The sequence below is a fragment of the Pseudoalteromonas sp. TAP-3C genome, assembly GCF_059888565.1.
Genome location: NZ_CM187618.1, coordinates 3,030,347 through 3,050,003, shown reverse-complemented (window position 1 = coordinate 3,050,003; position 19,657 = coordinate 3,030,347). Strand labels below are relative to the sequence as shown.

General features: G+C 41.7%; 17 protein-coding genes. 10 read left to right on the top strand and 7 right to left on the bottom strand.

Annotated features, from left to right (window positions below; genetic code table 11):
• Positions 1 to 107: 107 nt before the first annotated feature.
• On the bottom strand, positions 108 to 971 hold the full coding sequence (gene speE / locus AC6H44_RS14305) for a polyamine aminopropyltransferase (protein WP_500736296.1): 864 nt from the start codon (positions 969 to 971) through the stop codon (positions 108 to 110).
• A gap of 198 nt (positions 972 to 1,169) precedes the next feature.
• Here speE and speA point away from each other — a divergent pair, with 198 nt between their 5' ends.
• The 3 genes from speA to AC6H44_RS14290 are packed head-to-tail and all read left to right on the top strand — an operon-like array spanning position 1,170 to position 5,286.
• Positions 1,170 to 3,050, top strand: coding sequence for a biosynthetic arginine decarboxylase (speA, locus tag AC6H44_RS14300; protein WP_500736295.1), 1,881 nt, complete (start codon positions 1,170 to 1,172; stop codon positions 3,048 to 3,050).
• A 60-nt stretch (positions 3,051 to 3,110) separates the two neighbouring features.
• A complete protein-coding gene (gene yihG / locus AC6H44_RS14295; RefSeq protein ID WP_500736294.1) occupies positions 3,111 to 3,983 on the top strand; it encodes a 1-acylglycerol-3-phosphate O-acyltransferase, YihG family in 873 nt (290 codons plus the stop codon).
• A gap of 43 nt (positions 3,984 to 4,026) precedes the next feature.
• Positions 4,027 to 5,286 carry a mechanosensitive ion channel family protein gene (locus tag AC6H44_RS14290; protein ID WP_500736293.1) on the top strand — a complete coding sequence of 420 codons (1,260 nt, stop codon included), beginning with the start codon at positions 4,027 to 4,029 and terminating at the stop codon, positions 5,284 to 5,286.
• Here AC6H44_RS14290 and chrA read toward each other — a convergent pair.
• Entirely contained in the window at positions 5,246 to 6,397 is a 1,152-nt protein-coding gene (gene chrA, locus AC6H44_RS14285) for a chromate efflux transporter (protein WP_500736291.1), read from the bottom strand. The genes AC6H44_RS14290 and chrA overlap by 41 nt on opposite strands.
• Positions 6,398 to 6,577: 180 nt before the next feature.
• Between chrA and AC6H44_RS14280 the strand changes: the two genes are divergently transcribed.
• Complete coding sequence (locus AC6H44_RS14280) at positions 6,578 to 7,210, top strand: YiaD family glycine zipper/OmpA-like lipoprotein (RefSeq protein ID WP_500736290.1); 633 nt, start codon at positions 6,578 to 6,580, stop codon at positions 7,208 to 7,210.
• Here AC6H44_RS14280 and AC6H44_RS14275 read toward each other — a convergent pair.
• Positions 7,207 to 8,985: an ABC transporter transmembrane domain-containing protein gene (locus AC6H44_RS14275; protein ID WP_500736289.1), complete on the bottom strand. Its 1,779-nt coding sequence runs from the start codon at positions 8,983 to 8,985 to the stop codon at positions 7,207 to 7,209. The two genes, AC6H44_RS14280 and AC6H44_RS14275, sit on opposite strands and share 4 nt — an antisense overlap.
• Positions 8,986 to 9,067: 82 nt before the next feature.
• Between AC6H44_RS14275 and AC6H44_RS14270 the strand changes: the two genes are divergently transcribed.
• The 3 genes from AC6H44_RS14270 to AC6H44_RS14260 all read left to right on the top strand — a co-directional run bounded on the left by AC6H44_RS14270 (position 9,068) and on the right by AC6H44_RS14260 (position 11,677).
• Positions 9,068 to 9,685, top strand: a complete 618-nt coding sequence (locus tag AC6H44_RS14270) for a LysE family translocator (protein ID WP_500736288.1) — start codon at positions 9,068 to 9,070, stop codon at positions 9,683 to 9,685.
• Positions 9,686 to 9,760: 75 nt separating this feature from the next.
• A complete protein-coding gene (locus tag AC6H44_RS14265; RefSeq protein ID WP_500736287.1) occupies positions 9,761 to 10,303 on the top strand; it encodes a PH domain-containing protein in 543 nt (180 codons plus the stop codon).
• Between the two features lie 459 nt (positions 10,304 to 10,762).
• On the top strand, positions 10,763 to 11,677 hold the full coding sequence (locus AC6H44_RS14260; RefSeq protein ID WP_500736286.1) for a DMT family transporter: 915 nt from the start codon (positions 10,763 to 10,765) through the stop codon (positions 11,675 to 11,677).
• A 120-nt stretch (positions 11,678 to 11,797) separates the two neighbouring features.
• On the opposite strand, the gene AC6H44_RS14255 is transcribed toward AC6H44_RS14260, so the two are convergent.
• The 3 genes from AC6H44_RS14255 to AC6H44_RS14245 form a co-directional block, all read right to left on the bottom strand.
• Positions 11,798 to 13,579 carry an alkaline phosphatase D family protein gene (locus AC6H44_RS14255; RefSeq protein WP_500736285.1) on the bottom strand — a complete coding sequence of 594 codons (1,782 nt, stop codon included), beginning with the start codon at positions 13,577 to 13,579 and terminating at the stop codon, positions 11,798 to 11,800.
• Between the two features lie 78 nt (positions 13,580 to 13,657).
• Entirely contained in the window at positions 13,658 to 14,002 is a 345-nt protein-coding gene (locus AC6H44_RS14250) for a rhodanese-like domain-containing protein (RefSeq protein WP_500736284.1), read from the bottom strand.
• Positions 14,003 to 14,007: 5 nt separating this feature from the next.
• Positions 14,008 to 14,196: a YgaP family membrane protein gene (locus AC6H44_RS14245; protein WP_500736283.1), complete on the bottom strand. Its 189-nt coding sequence runs from the start codon at positions 14,194 to 14,196 to the stop codon at positions 14,008 to 14,010.
• Between the two features lie 129 nt (positions 14,197 to 14,325).
• Between AC6H44_RS14245 and AC6H44_RS14240 the strand changes: the two genes are divergently transcribed.
• From AC6H44_RS14240 to AC6H44_RS14230, 3 genes are read left to right on the top strand one after another with little or no spacing between them, the layout of a single operon-like run.
• Positions 14,326 to 14,628, top strand: coding sequence for an ArsR/SmtB family transcription factor (locus AC6H44_RS14240; protein ID WP_500736281.1), 303 nt, complete (start codon positions 14,326 to 14,328; stop codon positions 14,626 to 14,628).
• A gap of 5 nt (positions 14,629 to 14,633) precedes the next feature.
• On the top strand, positions 14,634 to 17,909 hold the full coding sequence (locus AC6H44_RS14235) for an efflux RND transporter permease subunit (RefSeq protein ID WP_500736280.1): 3,276 nt from the start codon (positions 14,634 to 14,636) through the stop codon (positions 17,907 to 17,909).
• The gene (locus tag AC6H44_RS14230) at positions 17,899 to 18,969 is read left to right on the top strand and encodes an efflux RND transporter periplasmic adaptor subunit (RefSeq protein WP_500736279.1); all 1,071 of its coding nucleotides are present in this window, start codon (positions 17,899 to 17,901) and stop codon (positions 18,967 to 18,969) included. Before AC6H44_RS14235 ends, AC6H44_RS14230 begins: the two co-directional genes overlap by 11 nt.
• On the opposite strand, the gene AC6H44_RS14225 is transcribed toward AC6H44_RS14230, so the two are convergent.
• Entirely contained in the window at positions 18,966 to 19,643 is a 678-nt protein-coding gene (locus tag AC6H44_RS14225) for a nitroreductase family protein (protein ID WP_500736278.1), read from the bottom strand. The two genes, AC6H44_RS14230 and AC6H44_RS14225, sit on opposite strands and share 4 nt — an antisense overlap.
• Positions 19,644 to 19,657: the final 14 nt, after the last annotated feature.

Here is a 19,657-nt window from a genome sequence, read left to right as displayed (position 1 = left end):
GACTATGAGCATAAAGTGAAGGTGGGGTTATTACGAGATGACTGCAAACGTATTCAATGTAATTAAACATATAAAAAAGGGCTCTAGCGAGCCCGGTTTTGTATTTATTATTTTTTATTAAAAGCGCGTTGCATGTAGTTAGGTGTTGCGAGTGCACCGTGATGAATGCCGCCATTGTAGTATTCGCTGTGCTCTGCAATTTGTGTTGCAGCGTCTTCTCTAAAGCCGTTGAAAGCCTCTGATTTACGGGCTAGCGTCACTGACCATAATCCACTTGGGTAAATAGGTTGTGGGAATGGGAGTGTTTGTAAATCGTTAAAACCAACACTTAACATAGCTTCGCGCATTTCAACCAATAATGGCATATGCATTAATGGCGATTCGCTTTGTTGTACTAAAATACCGCCAGGGCGCAATGCGTTTAAACAACTGGTGTAAAATGCATGGTTAAATAAACCCTCACCTGGGCCTACTGGATCAGTCCCATCAACAATTACTACATCAATAGACTCGCTAGCGGCTTGATGCATGTATTTAATGCCATCGTCAAACATCACAGTGGCACGGGCATCGTTATTTGATTCACATAATTCTGGAAAATACTTTAATGACATTTGGGTCACTACTTCGTCAATATCGATTTGTGTAACCGTTTCTACACTTGGGTGCTTGAGCACTTCACGTAATGTACCGCAATCGCCGCCACCAATAATGACCACATTTTTTGGGTTTGGATGCGCTAATAATGCGGGATGGCTGATCATTTCATGATAAAAAAAGTTTTCACGGCTACTGACCATAGTACAACCATCAATGATCATTAAATTACCAAAGTCGGTGGTTTCAAACATTTCTACCTTTTGAAAAGGAGACTGTTTTTCATCTAGCTTTTTGTTAATACGTAATGAAAATGCGCTGCCATCGCGGTCGCTAATTTCAGTAAACCACTTGCTTTGATCTAAATTTGCCATCGTTGTTGTTACACTTTTGGTTGAGTATGAAAAAAGGAAGCAATTCTGCCAGTGCTTGGGCTATTGCTCAATCAAATTTTACCCCCTTGAGTGAATAAAGTTAGTTATAAATAGGGGAAAGTTCAATTTTTGTTAGCTTAGCAGATAGTGACGTATTAAAATGCCCCTTTATACCTAATTTAATAAAGAAGAATTGCCATGACTTGGGGTTTAGAAACAGCACGTGCTACCTATAACGTTGCTCATTGGAGCGATGGTTATTTTGATATTAACGCACAAGGTGAGTTGATAGCCTATCCGGATGGCGATCAAACAAAACCTGCTATTTCTTTAGCGCAACTCACTGAGCAATTTAAACAGCAGGGATTAACGTTGCCTGTATTAGTGCGTTTTACCGATATTTTAAAAAATCGTGTAGATACCCTCACTAATGCATTTACTTTAGCGCGTTCAAACCGTGAATATAACGGAAAATATACCTGTGTTTACCCGATTAAAGTAAATCAGCAGCGCTCTGTGGTAAGTAAGCTATTGGCGCACCCTAGTGGCTTAGTTGGGCTTGAAGCGGGTTCAAAACCTGAGTTAATGGCTATTTTAGGGATAGCAAAAGAGCCTATTACTATTGTATGTAACGGCTACAAAGACAGCGAATTTTTACGTTTAGCCTGTATTGGTCAAGCAATGGGGCATAGTGTAAAAATTGTGGTAGAAAAACTCTCAGAGCTCACCACCTTACTAGAAGAAATTGATAATTTAGGTATAGAGCCCGCCATAGGAATTCGTATTCGCTTGAATTCAGTAGGTAAAGGTAAGTGGCAAAATACCGGTGGTGAAAAAGGCAAGTTTGGTTTAACCGCAGGACAAGTACTCAGTGCAGTGGAAGTGCTTAAGCAACATAACAAGTTGCATTTAATGCAAATGGTGCATTTTCATATTGGTTCTCAAATTGCCAATATTCGCGATATTCATCGGGCGTTACGCGAGTGCGCTCGTCACTTTGCAGAATTAACCCAATATGGTGTGCCACTTAATACCGTTGATGTAGGCGGTGGACTCGGCGTTGATTATGAAGGCTCTGGCTCGCGCAGTGCCTGCTCAATGAATTACACGGTAGAGGAATATGCACGTAATGTAGTGAATGCCTTTGCCGAAGTGTGCGATCAACATAACTTAGCTCACCCTGCAATTATTACTGAATCTGGCCGTGCTCTTACTGCACATCATGCGGTGCTTATTACCGATGTGATTGATGTAGAAAAAGCACCCAATCATTTAAACCCAGAGCCACCGGTTAAAAATAGTGCCTTGGTACTGGATGAAATGTGGCAATGTTTACAGCGTTTAAATCCGCGGATGGCACTAGAGATATATCATGATGCGATGCACTTATTTAGTGAAGCACACGATCAGTACGTACATGGTTTAGTGAGCATGCTAGAGTGGGCAAAAATAGAGCAGCTTTACTTCACTATTTTACATAGGGTACGCGCATCACTCAGCGCGAATGCTCGCGCACATCGAGAAGTGCTGGATGATTTAAATGAAAAGCTGGCTGATAAACTGTTTGTTAATTTCTCATTATTTCAGTCATTACCTGATGTATGGGGCATTCAGCAGTTATTTCCGGTTATGCCCATCGAAAATTTAACGCAGCCGCTTTCTCAGCGCGCTATTATTCAAGATATTACCTGTGACTCCGACGGCCAAATACGCGAGTATGTTGAGGGTGCAGGCATCGAAACAAGCTTGCCTATTCCAGAATATACCCAAGGTCAGCAGTATCATATTGCTATGTTTATGGTGGGAGCTTATCAAGAGATTTTGGGTGATTTACATAATTTATTTGGTGATACTGATTCAGTGCATGTTGAGCTTAATGAGCAAGGGTATGTATTAACCAATGCCATTAAAGGAGACAGTGTTAAGGATGTATTAAAATTCGTTGACTATGATAGTGAGCTATTAGCTGAAAACTTCGCTAACCAAATTAACAAACTTAATGTATCAGCGCACTGTAAAGAAGGATACCTCACCGAACTAAATGCAGGGCTTGAAGGCTACACGTATTTTGAAGATTAATTTAGTTACCAGTTAAGCGCGGTCATTTATGGCTGCGCAATGTATAAAGGAATAGAAGTAATGTCAGTTATTCGCAGTGTATTTAGTATTTTCTTTTACACAATTAACACCCTTTTTTGGTTTGTGCCTATTTTTATTTGTGGCCTTGTTAAGCTTATCCCGATTAAACCGCTACAAAAATTAATGAGTTGGACGGCTAAGCGATGTGCCTCTATTTGGGTGACTTTTAATACTCTAAACCAAAGTGTGTTCACTCCTACACAACTCAATGTGACCGGCCTTGAAAGTCTTAAATTAAAGGATTGGTACTTGGTTATTGCAAACCACCAAAGTTGGGTAGACATTTTAGTATTGCAGCGGGTGTTTAATCGTAAGATACCCTTTTTAAACTTTTTTTTAAAAAAAGAGTTAATTTATGTGCCCGTCTTGGGCTTATGCTGGTGGGCGCTTGATTTCCCATTTATGACTCGCACCAGTAAAAGCCAATTAAAAAAGAACCCTAAATTACGCGGTAAAGATTTAGAAACAACTCGTAAAGCGTGTGAAAAATTTAAAGAAATGCCAGTCAGTGTGGTTAATTTTGTTGAAGGTACGCGTTTTACGCCGCAAAAGCACGCGCGTCAAAATAGCCCTTTTCCTTATTTACTGAAACCTAAAGCGGGTGGTGTGGCTTTTGTAATGCAAGCCATGGGTGAACAAATTTCTAAGGTGGTAAATGTCACTATTCATTATCCCGATGGTATCCCTACCTTTATGGATTTTGCTGCAGGTAAAGTAAAAAATATCAATGTATGCATTGAAGTAAACCAAGTGAGTGAACATTTAATTGGAGATTACACTAATGATGCTGATTTTAGAGTCCGTTTTCAAAGTGAGTTAAACCGTCTCTGGGAAGACAAAAACCAGACGCTGGCCAATCTTGAACAAAAATAATCAAGCAGGTGCTGAATTCACCCTGCAAGGAAATTAAAATACCATGACCAAAACTCATCTACAGCAGCTGATAGCACCTTGGTTTGAAAAAGTCCCTGATGCTTTTTTTCTCAGTGCCATCACCGCTTCATTTATTGGCATTATTTCGCTTTTGCTGGTGTATTTATTTACTCGTCGGCTGATGTTACCAGGCATTCAAAAAATAGTGACTAAGCTTTCTCCTGAGCGCATAGGGGTTTTATCGCCTGTGCTCACGAAACTCAATAAACGAGTTGCTAGCCTGTTATGTTGTGTGCTGTTTTTAGCCACATTCGACAGCATTTATCCAGTTAATGCACTTGCCCAAGAAATTTTAAAAACAATTGGCCAAGCGCTGCTTATCATTTATGCAGGCTTTATAATAAGCAGCTTAGTGAGTATTGCGGGTGCTATTTATAACCAATTAGATTTTGCCCGAGAAGTGCCAATTCAGGGCTTAATTCAAGTGGTTAAGCTAATCACTTTTATTGTGTGTTCAATATTAATAGTCAGTATCGTATTAGAAAAATCACCCACGTATATTTTATCAGGCTTTGGTGCAATTGCAGCGGTCACGTTATTGGTATTTAAAGACACTATTTTAGGTTTTGTGGCCAGTATTCAAATTGCGGCTAATCGTTTAGTTACGTATGGTGATTGGATCCAAGTTGATAATTATGGCGCCGACGGCGAAGTCATTGATTTAGGGCTCAATACTGTAAAAGTGCGTAACTGGGATAATACGATAACCACTATTCCTACTTATATGCTGGTGGCAGGCTCATTTAAAAATTGGCGCGGTATGCAAGAGTCTGGCGGGCGGCGTATTAAAAGAGCATTAAATATTGATATGAATAGCATTTTTTTAGTTGATGATAACTACAAAGCACAAATAGAAGCGGCTATCCCATTGCAAGAATACATTCGAGTAGGGGCGCTGCCTGATCCAGTTTCTAACTTAGGGCTATTTCGTCGCTATGCTGAGGGGTATTTAAAGCAGCACAGTAAAGTTAACACCTCGCTCACACTCATGGTGCGTGAGCTACAACCGCTTAACCATGGTTTACCGATTGAATTTTACTGTTTTAGTAAAGATAAACGTTGGGTATCGTATGAGCATCTACAGGCCGAAATTATGGATCATTTATTGGCTGTTTTGCCAGTATTTGGACTGCGAGCTTACCAAAGTGTCAGTGGGCAATTAAGCCCAGCCGACAGTAATAAAATGTCAGATAAACCTATTATTAAAGTGCCCAATAATATTGCCCAAGGCCAGCGCCAATAAAAAGTAGTAATAGCCACCAAATAGGTGGCTTTTTCATACGTAGCCATATAAACGCCGCAATCACCAACGCAATTTGCCACAGATCGTTTATAGCTGAGCTCCAAATGGGTGAATATAAGGCGGCTGCTAAAAAGCCAACCACAGCTGCATTAAGCGCGGCAATTGAGCTGGCAAAACGCGGCTTGTTTGCTAAATTAATCCAGCTTTTTTGAAAGGCGAGCATCAGTAAAAAACCAGGGGTAAATATCAATAATGTGGCTATGATTGCGCCCATTATTGGTTGCTCGGTGTTTAACTGCGCGCCTAAGTAGGTCGCTATTGTAAACATGGGCCCAGGTATAGCCTGAGCACTGGCGTAAGCCGTTAAAAACTGATCATCGCTTAATGTTGGTACGCCCGCTTGAAGTACTGGCAACACTACATGCCCGCCACCAAACACCATTGCACCGGCTTGGTAAAAGGGGGCAAATAACGCAAACTCTTGCCCTAGTGGAATAAAGCTAATGGCAAGGAGTAGTGCAAATAAGCCAAGAGCAATCCAATTGATGTTATTTTCCCCCCTGCTGACATCTTCTGTAGATTGAGCTAAGTTGAGTAAAGGCCATAAAGCACCGATAATGGCAGCGGTTATTAAAATGGCGATTTGAGTGCCTAACATAGGAAAAAAAACCAGTGCTAGCGTGCTAATAACCGCGATGAATTTAAGTATTAAGTTGCTGCAAAAGCTTTTGGCCATACTAATGGTCGCATCGGCCACAATCACCACAGCAAATAGTTTTAAGCCAGTAATAACGGCAAAATAAACGGCGTCAAATTGATGAGCACTAATCGCAAGCAGCGTCATAATTAAAAACGAAGGCAGAGTAAAGCCAATAAACGCAGCAATACCACCAAGTACACCTGCGCGCTCAACACCAATAGCAAAACTAACTTGGCTCGACCCTGGGCCCGGCAAGGCTTGGCTTAGGCTAATTAGCTGTGCATATCTATTTGTGCTCAACCAGCGAAGCGAATCGACAAAGTGGTGCTTAAAATAACCCAGATGAGCCGCAGGGCCGCCAAAGCTCATGCAGCCAAGTAAAAAAAACTGTCTAAAAATCGCAATTAGCATAGTGGCAATAACCTTTTATTAATGGTGAAATAATCGTAAATAAGTATGCCACTTTTATTATTTATTAGCATTAATTAGTAATTATTAAGCAGCGCGAGCTATTTTGAGGTAGTCTTCACCATCTGTTCATGCATGTATTTGCATACTTCATTAAAAATTCTAGAAGAATAGGAAATTCCCATGACGTTAACTAAATCACTTTTAAGTGTCACTGTTGTTGCTGTATTACTTTCTGGCTGTGAAATGAATAACACAGGTAAAGGCGCCGCTATCGGTGCTGCAGCGGGTGGTATTTTAGGTAAAGCGACAGGTAACCATAAAGATAAGCGTATTTTTATTGGTGCGGCTATTGGTGCACTAGCCGGTGCTGCCGTGGGTGATTACATGGATAAACAAGAAGCGGCTTTTCGCGATGAGCTAGCAGGTTCGGGAGTGGAGGTAGTTCGTGAAGGCGATAACTTACGTTTGGTGATGCCAGCTAATATTACCTTTGCGAGCGATCAATCTTACATTTCATCGGGCTTTCATGACACGCTAAATGCCATTGCAAGCGTGATGAATAAATACGAAAAAACCTATTTAAGTGTTGAAGGCCACACTGATAGTACGGGTAAAGACAGCTATAACATGACTCTTTCAGAGCAGCGTGCACAAAGTGTGAAAAATTACCTAGTAAACCAACAAATTATGGCTGCACGAGTAAGTACGAGCGGCTTTGGTGAATCACGCCCAATTGCTACTAACGATACCGCGAATGGTCGTGCGCAAAACCGCCGCGTAGAAATTCAGATTGTGCCAAATACACAAGGCTAATCTAGATTAAACTGTAATTCACATAGCTTTTTATACAGCGGGTTACTCGCCATTAATTGCTGATGTGTGCCTGTGGCTTTTATTTCGCCATTTTCCATTACCACTATCATATCGGCGTGTTTTACTGTGGCGAGGCGGTGGGCAATAATCAGCGTTGTTCTATTTTGCATTAAGTGCTCAAGCGCGGCCTGAACATGATGCTCACTTTGTGCATCAAGGGCGCTGGTAGCTTCATCGAGTAGCAGTATGTCAGGGTCTTTTAAAATAGCGCGGGCAAGAACAATACGTTGCTTTTGTCCGCCCGAAAGCCTAACACCTTGTTCACCTAAAAAGCTGTTATAGCCTTGTGGTAACTGCTTTATAAATTCATCGGCATGCGCATGTTTGGCGGCTGCATAAACTTGTTCGTCACTGGCGTTTGGGTTGCCATAGCGAATGTTATGCATAACATCAGCACTAAATAAAATCGGGTTTTGTGCCACCATGCCCATTTTGTTGCGCAAGGTGTTTAACGACAACTCTTTAATATTTATAGTATGGAACTTAATTGCTCCGCTGGCTGGATCGTAAAAGCGCTGTAACAATTCAAACAAGGTGGTTTTACCGGCACCGGAAGGGCCAACAATAGCCACGGTTTTACCTGTTTCAATATTTAAGCTGATATTATTTAATGCGCTTACATCTGGACGAGAAGGGTAATTAAAACTAACACCTTCAAGTGAAATGGCACTGTTGCTGGTCGTTGCATGTAAGTACTCATCTTTTGGGATGGCTGGGTTTTGTATTTTACTTTCAACCGCAAGCAGTTCGAGTAGGCGGGCAGCAGCACCTGCGGCGCGTTGTAGTTCGCCATAAACCTCAGCAACGGTGGCAACCGACATAGCCACCATAACCGCATAAAACACAAACGCGCCAAGTTCACCACCTGTCATGGTGCCTGCGAGCACATCGCTACCGCCTACCCAGAGCATGGTACTAATAGCACTAAAGGTCAGAAAGATAACTGCTGCAATTAAAAATGAGCGTTGTTTAATTCGGCTTTTAGCCACGTTAAAGGCTTTTTCGGTTTCAAGTGCAAAAGCGTGTTGTTCACGTTGTTCGTGGCTGTAACTCTGTACCACTTTTATGTTTTGAATGATCTCACCAGCGTAGGTGCTGATATCGGCAATCGCATCTTGGCTGGAGCTTGCCAGTTTGCGCACCTTTTTACCAAACACTATCATAGGCACCAGTACTAAAGGCACACAGGCAACCACCACCAAGGTGAGCTTTAAATTAGTAACCAGCAGCATAATCAAACCACCCATCAGCATAAGCACACTGCGCAGCGCCATCGAAAATGACGAACCTATAATAGATTGTAATAAGGTGGTGTCGGTGGTGAGTCGCGACATCAGCTCGCCACTGCGATTTTCTTCAAAATAACTCGGGTGAAAAGTAACAATACGATTAAATACGGCTTTTCTGATATCGTTACTGACTCGCTCGCCAATCCACGACATTAAATAAAATCGGCTGAATGTACCCACCGCCAATAAACTGATCAAGCCAATTAATACCAAAACAGCTTGTTTTAATTGCGCTTGAGAACCGGCAATAAATCCATGGTCAATCACAAATTTAACGCCTTGGCCCAACGATAAGTTAACCCCTGCGGTGGCAAGTAATGCCACCAGAGCTCCTAAAACCACCCATTTATAAGGTTTAATAAAATTAAATATGGGAAATAAAGCACTAAAAGCAGCTTTATCTGAAGCGGACTTAACTGTTGGCATAGTAGATTCTTATTGATGATTAAGGTATAGATATGGCATCAATAGATAAAAAATCAATAGTATTAAAAATGAAGAGCTTTAAATGACACTTTCAGTATGGTTAAGTCTAGCGGCTATTTGCATGATAGGCGCAATGTCGCCAGGGCCCAGTTTAGCGGTGGTTTTAAAGCACTCACTTAATGGCAGTATGAAAAATGGCATGCTGGCAGCGCTCAGCCATGGTACTGGCGTTGGCTTGTATGCTGGTGCATCGTTATTAGGCTTAGGCGCTTTAATGACGCAGTTTCCAACTGTTTATCAAATACTGGTGCATTTAGGCGCCGCGTATTTAGCGTATTTAGGTTTGAAAATACTATTTTCAAAACCTAACAACAGCGAGCTGCAAGTTCAAAAAAGTGAGGTCAGTGCTGGTAAAGCTTTACAAGATGGCTTTGCGATTGCATTTTTAAACCCTAAGCTGGCAATTTTCTTTCTGGCGTTATTTTCACAATTTATTGACCCAGAGAATCTTACTTTAAGTATTGGCGTTATTATGTGCTTGACGGTTTTTGTGATAGATACCGGCTGGTATTTATTGGTGGCTTTACTTACTGAGGTGTCTAAAAAACGCTTTGGTTTTACTAAACAAAATGTATGGTTAGATAGATTATTAGGTGTGGTGTTTATTACGCTGGCGATCAAAGTGGTTGTGGGATTTTAATGATCTGGGCGGTTAAATTGCGTGCAATTGATAATTGCTGTAATTTAAAGGTCTTTTCGCAAACAATAAAAAACTATGGCTAATATTATTTTAAAAAGTGCGTCGTTTGATCCAAAAGTTAAACAATACTGGATGTGTTTAGCTGCAATATTGAGCTTTTTTCCAGTTGTAACTATTGTGCTTATACCGGTTGTGTTAGTTATTGTTTGGCTGATTGCTGGGCGAGTATTAGCGGCTATGTCGGCCGATTTACTAGCGCGAAAACTAGTGATCAAACGTGGTATTTTGTTTAAAGAAGAAAAATCGATTCCACTTGAAAAAATCACTGATGTTGGATTAAGTCAAGGGCCGCTTATGCGTTTGTTTGGCTTATACCGCTTAAGTTTTGAAACGGCAGGGCAATCTGGTCAAGGAGCTTTGGTTTCGCTATTGGGCGTAATGAATGCAGATGAATTTCGTGAAGCCATCCTAACTCAAAAAGATAACCTCACTGCAGATCAGCCAGCCCAATCTAATAACGATGAACCACAAAGCCAGGTAGAGCTCATCCGCTCGCTTACCTATAGTGTAAAAAATATCGAGCAAATGCTAATTACGTTGATGAATGATAAAAAGTGAGAACAGCTTAACATTATACTGCGTTGCTTAGGTTACTCCTCTTCACCACGCAGCGCTTATAACCTATTTGTTTGTGAATAAATTGCTTAAAAACGTTTGCACAAAGAGAAGGAAATGAGGGGGAAACAACAAATCTATTGAGCTAAATCCATGAGGTACAAAGCCTGATTATTTACCCTGTAGGTCGTCATTTATGGCGAGAATCTATTAGCTATTGGAATTAACGCGCTAAAGCACGACCTACGCCACCCTCGCGCCTAGGATTTCGTTACCTAATCTCTTAACTTAGGTTTTTCCTCTAAAGCGCAGCGCCTCTTAACATCTGTGTGAATAAATCATTTAAAGCTGTTTTATCTGAAAAGGATGCAGTTTCATTAGGGTTCAAAGTGGTTGATTTATAATGGGGTTCTAATTTTGTGGCATATATTTGTGCTACACAAACACAGGGAGAGAAATTAAATGGCTAGCAAAGAGTCAACCGCAGTAATTTGGATGTTGTCAGATTCACTCATTTTAAGTGTGATGTTACTAATCGGTGGTTTTTTAGGTAAAGCTATCAGCCCATTCCAAGTTGTTTTTTTGGTTAATGTAATTGCTGCTTTTGCGGCCATTATATTATTCTCGAAAGGTAAATGGGAAAATATCAAACCCCAAAAAATGAAGCTACATATTTTTAGAGGACTGCTTGGTGTTAGTTCAACAATATGTTTGTTTTATGCTCTGCAATATTTAAGTTTAGCGGAAGTAACCGCGATTAACTTTTTTGTGCCACTTATAACGTCCATTTTGTCGGTGTTTATCTTTAGAGAAAAACCAAAAGCCTATGTCTATATCGCTATTATTTTGAATTTAGCTGGAGTGATGATGTTGCTTTCACCAAAACTAATGGCGAGCCAAGTAGCGCAGCAAAACCTCTATCTAGGATTGGTCTTTGCACTGTCAGCAGTAGCTATTTTAGTCATTTATAATATTAATTTAAAGAAAATAGGCAATGCAGAGAAGGTTGTACCTCAAATGGTTTTTGCTCCCCTCTATTCGGCGATTATCTTGTTACCCGTCGCTATTTATGTGTGGAAACCTTTAGATACAAATAGCACTCTATTAATTGTGCTATATGGTGGACTCCTTATTACTAAACTTGCAGCACGTTTTTTTGCTTTTAATAAAAGTGACTTATCTAAGCTAATGCCGCTTGAATATGCACAAATTCTATTTTCTAGTATTTTGGGCTATATTTTTCTTCAACAAACTCAAACTTTATTGGGTATCGCAGGCATTGTATTGATCGTGCTATCAAGTATCGCTCATGTTTTATTCATGCACTTTGAGAAGAATAGCGATACTAAGAATATGAAAGGAATTACAAATGATTAAACAATATTCATACTGACCCTTTTCAACAACTCGGCGAACAACTGATCGCCGGACTGTTTTAATCTTTTACCTAGAACCTTTTCCCTCGCACCTAGATACTTTATCTAACACCTAGATACTTTACCCTTGTATTACGGGCTGACCTGCTAGCATACGTAATTCTTTACTGCGCTCGGTTTGCATTTCGTATGAAGCGGTTTTAATGCTGCTCACGTAATTCCAGTTAGCGGTGGCTTGCTCTGGGGTAAAGGTCACGGTTAAGTAACCTCTATCGACTAAGTTGTTATAGATAAGATCATTGACTAATAGTGCAATAACTTGCTCCATTTGTGCGGTTGCTTCAGGCCCTTGCATATTCAGTGCTAGGTATTCTTCAAGACCAGGCGAAGACACCGAAGAAGTAGCAAATTCTACACCGGCATTTTGTGACGCGGCGATAGGGTTTGCAGCATCAGTAACTAATTGCCCAGCCCAACCGTTATGAGTATCACCCGCTAAAACCACTAAGTTCTTTTCTGTGGCAATAGCAGTACCAAGCAGCACTTCACGTTCGTAGGCGTAACCATCCCATGCATCTAAATTGTATGGTGCAGTAGAATCAACTCGCGCGCGTTCGGCATCAGTAACACTTGGATCGCCTGCAAGCACGCGGCCTTTGATTTGTGCCAGCTCAGCAAATAATGCCGATGCTTGGGCTAATAATGCATTTATGTCGCCGCCATTTGCTTGACTAATTTGTAAGCTTACTAGTAGTTGCAGTACTTCAAACGGCAGATGCATTTTGGTCATCAGTACTTGTTGGCCAACTACCTGCCATTTTGAGTTTGAGGTGGTCATGCCATCAGTGAGCCATGTTAGCTGCCCATTGCCCAGTAATGCGCGCGTTGGTGAGCTTATTGCGTTTGCAAAATCACTTTTTCCTTGTGCACTGGTTAAGTCAAAATCAGCATAGTTTAGCTGTTCATCACGGGCTAGAACGCGCGTGTCTAGCATGTATAAAGAGACTAAATCGCCAAATTCAAAGCGACGGTAAATACGCTCTTTATCTACCACATTACGAATGGGCATCCATTCAAAATAGGCCTGTAGGGCATGTAGCTTACGTTCGCTAAATTCACCTTCGCCTTCATTATGGTTTTCTGCACCATTTCGCCATGTGTCATTGGTAATTTCGTGGTCATCCCACACAGTAATAAATGCACAGTGACTATGCGCAGCTTGTAAGTTTGCATCAGTACGATAGTGGGCATAGCGGTTGCGGTAATCAGCTAAGCTAATTATTTCGTCGCTGTTATTTTCTGGCAGTAAACGGCCTAAAATACCAGCATCTTCAGTAGCATAGCCATCATTGCCGTATTCATAGATGTAATCACCTAAATGCAATACAGCGTCTATGTCTGTTTGCTTGGCTATTTCACCATACACATGGAAAAAGCCTGCGGGGTAGTTAGCACACGATATAACAGCAAATTTCACTTTATCAATGCTACCCGTTGGTAATGTTTTACCTGCGCCAATAGGCGAGGTTTTGCCATTCGATTCAAAGCGATAATAGTAAGTGGTATTGGCGTTTAAGCCTTGTAAGTCGACTTTTAGGGTGAAGTCTGTGGCTGCACTTATATGTGTTTCACCATTGTGGCTGATATTAGCAAAATCAGGGTCGGTTGCCGCTTGCCATTGTACTTTGATGCTGGTGGTTGCTGGATCTAGAGGGGTTACACGAGTCCATAAAATTAGGCTATCACTGATCGGATCGCCACTTGCTACGCCATGATCAAAGCTAATATCGATACTTTGCTCATCTTCGTCGTCAAACCGACAAGCTGTTAACCCTAATGATAAAACGGCGACACCAAATCCTGCCGCCGAGGCTTTTAAAAAATTTCTTCGTGTAAACGTCATTGCTCAGTACCGTTAATTTAAAAGTAAGAGCTTATCCGACCAGTATGACTTTTATGTGAAGCTGTGATGCCAGTTATATTAAAACGCCTGACAAACAGCTTCTGCTTTACAGGTAATAACTGTGACGTTTTCGTAGCCTACGCGTGTCAGTGCTTCAGCACTTAATGTTGCACGCGCACCGCTGGCACAGTGTAAATAAATAGGACGGGCGGCGTCTTTCTCTATTTCCATTAGCTTCATTTCAAGTAAGCCGCGCGGAATGTTAATTGCGCCGCTTGCTGCTTTGGTGGCATGTTCAGCCGGTTCTCGCACATCAATGAGTAATCCTTTATTTTGCTCAAGCTCTTGTTTAGCTTGTTCGGCATCGATACGGCGTTGATTAGGGGTAATTATTTTTAATAAATCGGGGATAGATGTAAGCATGGTATTTATTCCTTAAAGCCAAGTTTGCGTAATAGGGTGATCATTGGGCACCAGCTAGTAAAGGCTGATTGAATTAAGCTTACAGCGATAAAGGCGGTAAAGTAAATCCACTTAGGATCGTGATAGGTTTGCAAAAGGATTGATACAACAATCATTATGCCAGCGACTAGTCTGAGTGCGTTGTTTAGTTTCATTAGAGTAGGCCAATTATTTTATTGAGTACAGTTACTATATTTAATATAGCTACATTAGTAAAATCTAATATTAGACTTTTCTAATCTAACGCCTTATACTCAATGCTTATTTTAGTATAAGGGCACCGTATGAATATTGACTTTACTGCCATGGCAAAAAATGTAGAACAAGCTGAGCAGCTATTAAAAATTTTAGCCAATAAAAATCGCTTAATGATTTTGTGCTCCTTGCAAGATAGCGAAATGAGTGTGTCGCAGCTTAATGAAGCCGTGCCATTATCGCAGTCAGCGCTATCTCAGCACTTGGCAGCATTGCGTAAAGCAAATGTAGTGGCTACGCGCCGTGAAAGCCAAACCATTTATTATCGGGTGATTGATAAGAACGCTGTTGTTCTGTTAGGTACCTTATATGGGTTATTTTGTAAGGGCTAAGTGTAATGAGCTTAATAGATAACGCGGTAAAAAATAGTTTAAGTGGTCGCATACCGGTTATTATTTTTGTGATGTCCTTACTGCTTGGGGTGTTTGCGCTAAAGCAAACGCCTCGAGAGGAGGAGCCGCAAATTACGGTACCCATGCTCGATATTTATGTATCTGCCCCAAATATTGAGGCGCCTGAAGTAGCTCGATTAGTAACACAACCGCTTGAAAAGTTATTAGCTCAGCTTGTGGGTGTTGAACATATTTATTCAACCACACAAACTAACAGTACTGTGGTTACGCTGCGCTTTGAAGTAGGCCACAACCGCGAACAAGCAATTTTAGATACTTACGCAAAATTAAATAGTTATCAGCATACAATGGCATCGGTGATCAAAGGTTGGCAAGTTCGACCAATAGAAGTCGATGATGTGCCTATTGTAATGTTAGGGCTATACAGTAAAGATCCACAACTTTATGGCGATTATGAACTAACCCGCTTTGCCAACGAAATAGCCAATAGTTTACAACGCATTGAACACACCAGCGAAGTTAAAGTGATTGCTGGGCGAACGCGCACTCTCACCATCAATTTAAATGCCAGCGCACTGGCAGCACATCAAACAACGTTAAACGATGTTTTTTACGCATTAAATGTATCAAACCAGCTAACCCAAGTAGGCAGTATAGTTGACGGCCAGCAGCAAATTGCATTGCAAGCAGGTGATGTTCTACGAAGTAAACCTGCAGTAGAGCAGCTGGTAGTGAATGTTGTTAATGGCAAAAATATTTACTTGATGGATATTGCTACAGTAAGTGATGGTCCAAGCGAAGCTGAGTATTACCAATGGTTAGCGCAATCAACCCATCAGCAGCAGTTGCCTATGGTTACCTTAAGTGTAGCCAAACAAACGGGGACCAATGCGGTTGCGGTGGCTAATGATGTTCATATCATGATGGATGAACTTTCAAATACCCTACTACCCCCAGAAATTAGCTATACAGTATTAAGAGATTATGGCCAAACAGCGAATGAAAAAGTAAATAACCTCACATCAAGTTTGGTATTTGCAGTATTTACTGTGGTGATATTTATAGGGGTGTTTTTAGGTTGGCGCCCTGCGGTTGTGGTGGGGCTGGCTGTGCCTATTTGTTATGGCATTACGCTGACTCTGGATTTTGCATTTGGTTATACCATTAACCGAGTGACGTTGTTTGCGCTTATTTTATCTTTGGGCTTACTGGTAGATGACCCAATCACGGGTATTGATAATATTAGCCGTTTTTTGAATAAAAAAGGCGATAAAAAACAGCAGATTGTTGGCGCAATGAGCGAAATTCGAAGTGCCTTACTTATGTCTACACTCACCATTATGGTGGCGTTTATTCCATTGGCGTTTATTACCGGCATGATGGGGCCGTACATGGCACCTATGGCGTTTAATGTGCCTATTAGTGTAATGGTCTCTACCCTTGTCGCTTTTTTTGTTACGCCTTGGCTGGCAATGAAATTGCTTAAACCAAACACCTTAGAGCAACCCGAACTTGAGCCTAAAGCGGGTTTATACCAAAGATTACTTGCTCCATTACTCGCTTCAAAAGGGCGAGCTAAACTTGTTTTATGGATAACTTTAGGGTTGTTTATTATCAGCGCCATGTTACCTGTCATGCGCTTAGTACCATTAAAATTACTGCCTTTTGATAATAAAAACGAGCTGCAAGTGCTGATAGATATGCCAGAGGGGACTAATTTAGAGCGCACAGCTGCATTTACCAAGCATGTTCAAAACCTCACTTGGCAGCTTAATGAGGTGAGCGAAATAGCGGCCTATGTTGGCCAACCTTCAAGTATGGACTTTAACGGTATGGTGCGGGGTTATTATCGCCGCGAGGCAGCAAATCTTGCAGAGCTAAGGGTATTATTAGTTGATAAATCTGAGCGCGAACATCAATCGCATACGGTGGTTATGCGCCTGCGCGAACAGCTCGCGACTTTAGCAACCGATGGCATTGTAATAAAAGTTGTTGAAGTACCGCCAGGGCCACCGGTATTGAGCACTTTAGTTGCTGAGGTTTACCGAGATGCTTTTGTTGATAAGGCGACTCATATTCAGGCAGCTAAAAATGTTGCTGCACGTTTACGCCAAGAGCCGCATGTTGTTGAAGTTGACACTTCGTTGGTTGCCAAGGCCCCGTTGCAGCGCTTTATTACCGATAAAACCAAAGCGGCACTCAGTGCCATTGCCACTCAAAATATTGCACAAACACTCAGTGTGGCTTCACAAGGACAGCGGGTTGGGGTGTTGTATGTAAACAATGAAACTCAGCCGGTTCCTATACAATTACAACTGTCTTATAGCGAGCGAAATCAGCTTTCACAACTACTTGCACTTCAGGTAAGGGGTGATAGAGATTTAGCTAAAACCAGTAGCGAGTTTGGCTTAAGCAGTGCACCTAGGCCGCTAGTGTCTTTATCAGAGTTAGGTGAATTTAAGCTGTTAGAAGTAGCCGACACTATAGTAAGAAAAGATCAGCGCGATGTGATTTATGTTATGGCTGAGCTTAATGGGCGCACACCCGCTGAGGTGATTGCTGATGTGAACGCGGATTTAAATGCATCACGCGATGAATTTGTTAAAACATCATGGGGAGGTCGTCACTTTTTTAATAACGGCGGCACAGCGCCTTGGCAATTACCGCAAGGCACGCATGTTAGTTTTAGTGGCGAGGGTGAATGGCGTATAACCATTGATGTGTTTAGAGATATGGGGATTGCCTTTGCGTTTGCACTCAGTGCCATATTTATTATTTTACGCGTGCAGACACAGTCGGTGAGTTTATCACTAATTATTATGTCGGCTATTCCGTTAACGGTAATTGGTATTATGCCCGGGTTTTGGTTACTCAATCAGTTTGGTGAGCGCACCATAGCGGGTGCGCCTGAGCCGGTATTATTCACCGCCACAGCGATGATCGGCATGATTGCCTTAGCAGGTATTGTAGTACGTAATTCACTCATTTTAGTCGAATTTATTAATCAAGCTCGCGGCCAAGGTATGGCAATTAAACAAGCACTTATTGCAGCAGGAACGGTGCGGATGCGCCCCGTGCTCCTGACCGCAGGTACCACTTTATTAGGTAATTTAGTGATCACCCTTGATCCGGTATTTAGCGGGCTCGCGATTGCGATTATTTTTGGTATTGTAGCGTCTACCGTGTTTTCGTTATTGGTTGTGCCGCTTGTTTATTATTTAGTGTTTGCAAACTCAGAGGATGAAGCACATGCAGGGTAAGTCAAAAATAGTAGGTGCAATCAGTGCATTGGTTGTGGTTATTGTGGCCGTGTTGTACATGGCCGGTAGCTTTAGTGATAAACAACAAGCAGGGTTAAAAGAGATTCCAGTGACTCAATACCAAGGGGAGGTGGTCACTGTTGAGCTGCAAACTATTTCGCGTACAGAATCTGTGCCGGGAAGTGTAATTGCTAAACAAAACACCCAAATTTCGTCAAATGTAATGGCGCAAGTGGAAAATTTTAATGTGCGTGCTGGTGACAACGTCAATCAAGGTGATTTGCTTATTTCGCTTAAGCAAGACGATTTTAAGGCACTTTTGGCACAAAGTGAGGCGAATATTAATGCAGTGCAAGCCTCGTTAAGCCAAGCCAAAAAGCAACTTACTAGAGCCACTGAGCTACAAGCACAAGGGTTAGTGCCAGTGAGTGAGCTTGATGATGCTAAAGCAAAGTTTGATAATTTAACCGCTAATTTAGCGGTAGCTAAACAACAGCAAGCTCAGGCGCAGGTATCACTTAATTATACGCAAATTAGAGCGCCTATATCGGGCGTGGTTGTTGAACGTTTAGTTGAACCTGGCGATACAGTTACACCAGGTATTCCACTGTTAGCGCTGTATAATCCAAAGCAACTACAGCTTGCTTTTAATGTACGTGAACAACAGGCGGTAAAGCTTAAATTGGCAGATCGTTTAAGAGTAAGCATACCGTCGCTTGCTATAACAACGACTGCAACGGTTAGTGAAATTGTACCGGTGGCAGATCACAGGGCGCGTAGCTTGCTTATTCGTTTAGAAGCCGATGCGCAACTTGGTTTAATGCCCGGCCTTTATGCACAACTACAGTTACCGATAAAAAGTACGCAAGGGATATTAATTGACCCACGCTGGGTGCATGAATTTGGCCAGCTAAATATGGTGTATGTACTTGAAAACGAAATGCTGGTTAAACGTTTCGTGCGTTTAGGCAGTGTTGTAAATAACCAGCAGTATGTTATTGCTGGTCTTAAAGCGGGCGATAAAATAGCGGTTGATCACCGCCCAACCCAAAATCACTAAATAAAACTCGCTATTTCATCAATCGATTTTTTATCTAGGGCATGCAGCGGCACTGTTGCATGTTTATCTGGGTAACCTGCAACAAGCAACATGTAAGGGCGCTCGTTATCTTTATCACGGTCACAAATATCGGTCAAAAAGCTCATTGGTTTTGGGGTATGGGTAAGGGTTGCAAGGCCTGCGCGATGTAATGCTTGAATTAAAAAGCCAGTGGCAAGCCCCACTGACTCATGTACATAATAATTAGTGTTTTTATCGTCCGTATTTACACCTCCCTTTTTTTGACTAAACACCGCGATTAACCAAGGCGCGTGCTCTAAATAGGGTTTGTTAGCATCGGTGCCTAAGGGTTTTAGTGCATCTAACCATTCTTCACCCGCTCGCCCTTCATAAAAAGAGCGTTCTAATTTTTCGGCTGCTTCACGGATTTGCTTTTTAACATCACTACTATTAATGGCCACAAAATGCCAAGGCTGGTGGTTTGCACCGCTAGGGGCTGTACCTGCCGCTTTTATACAGGTTTCAATGATCTCGATCGGCACTGGGCGGTCGCTAAAGCGGCGAATACTATGACGGCGCTGGCTAGTTTGTAAAAACTCTTCTGCGCGCGATAGCATTTCCTCTTGAGAGTATTCTATAAAGTCGGTTAACGGTTGGCTTTGATGCTGTTGCATGGCTTATCGCTTAT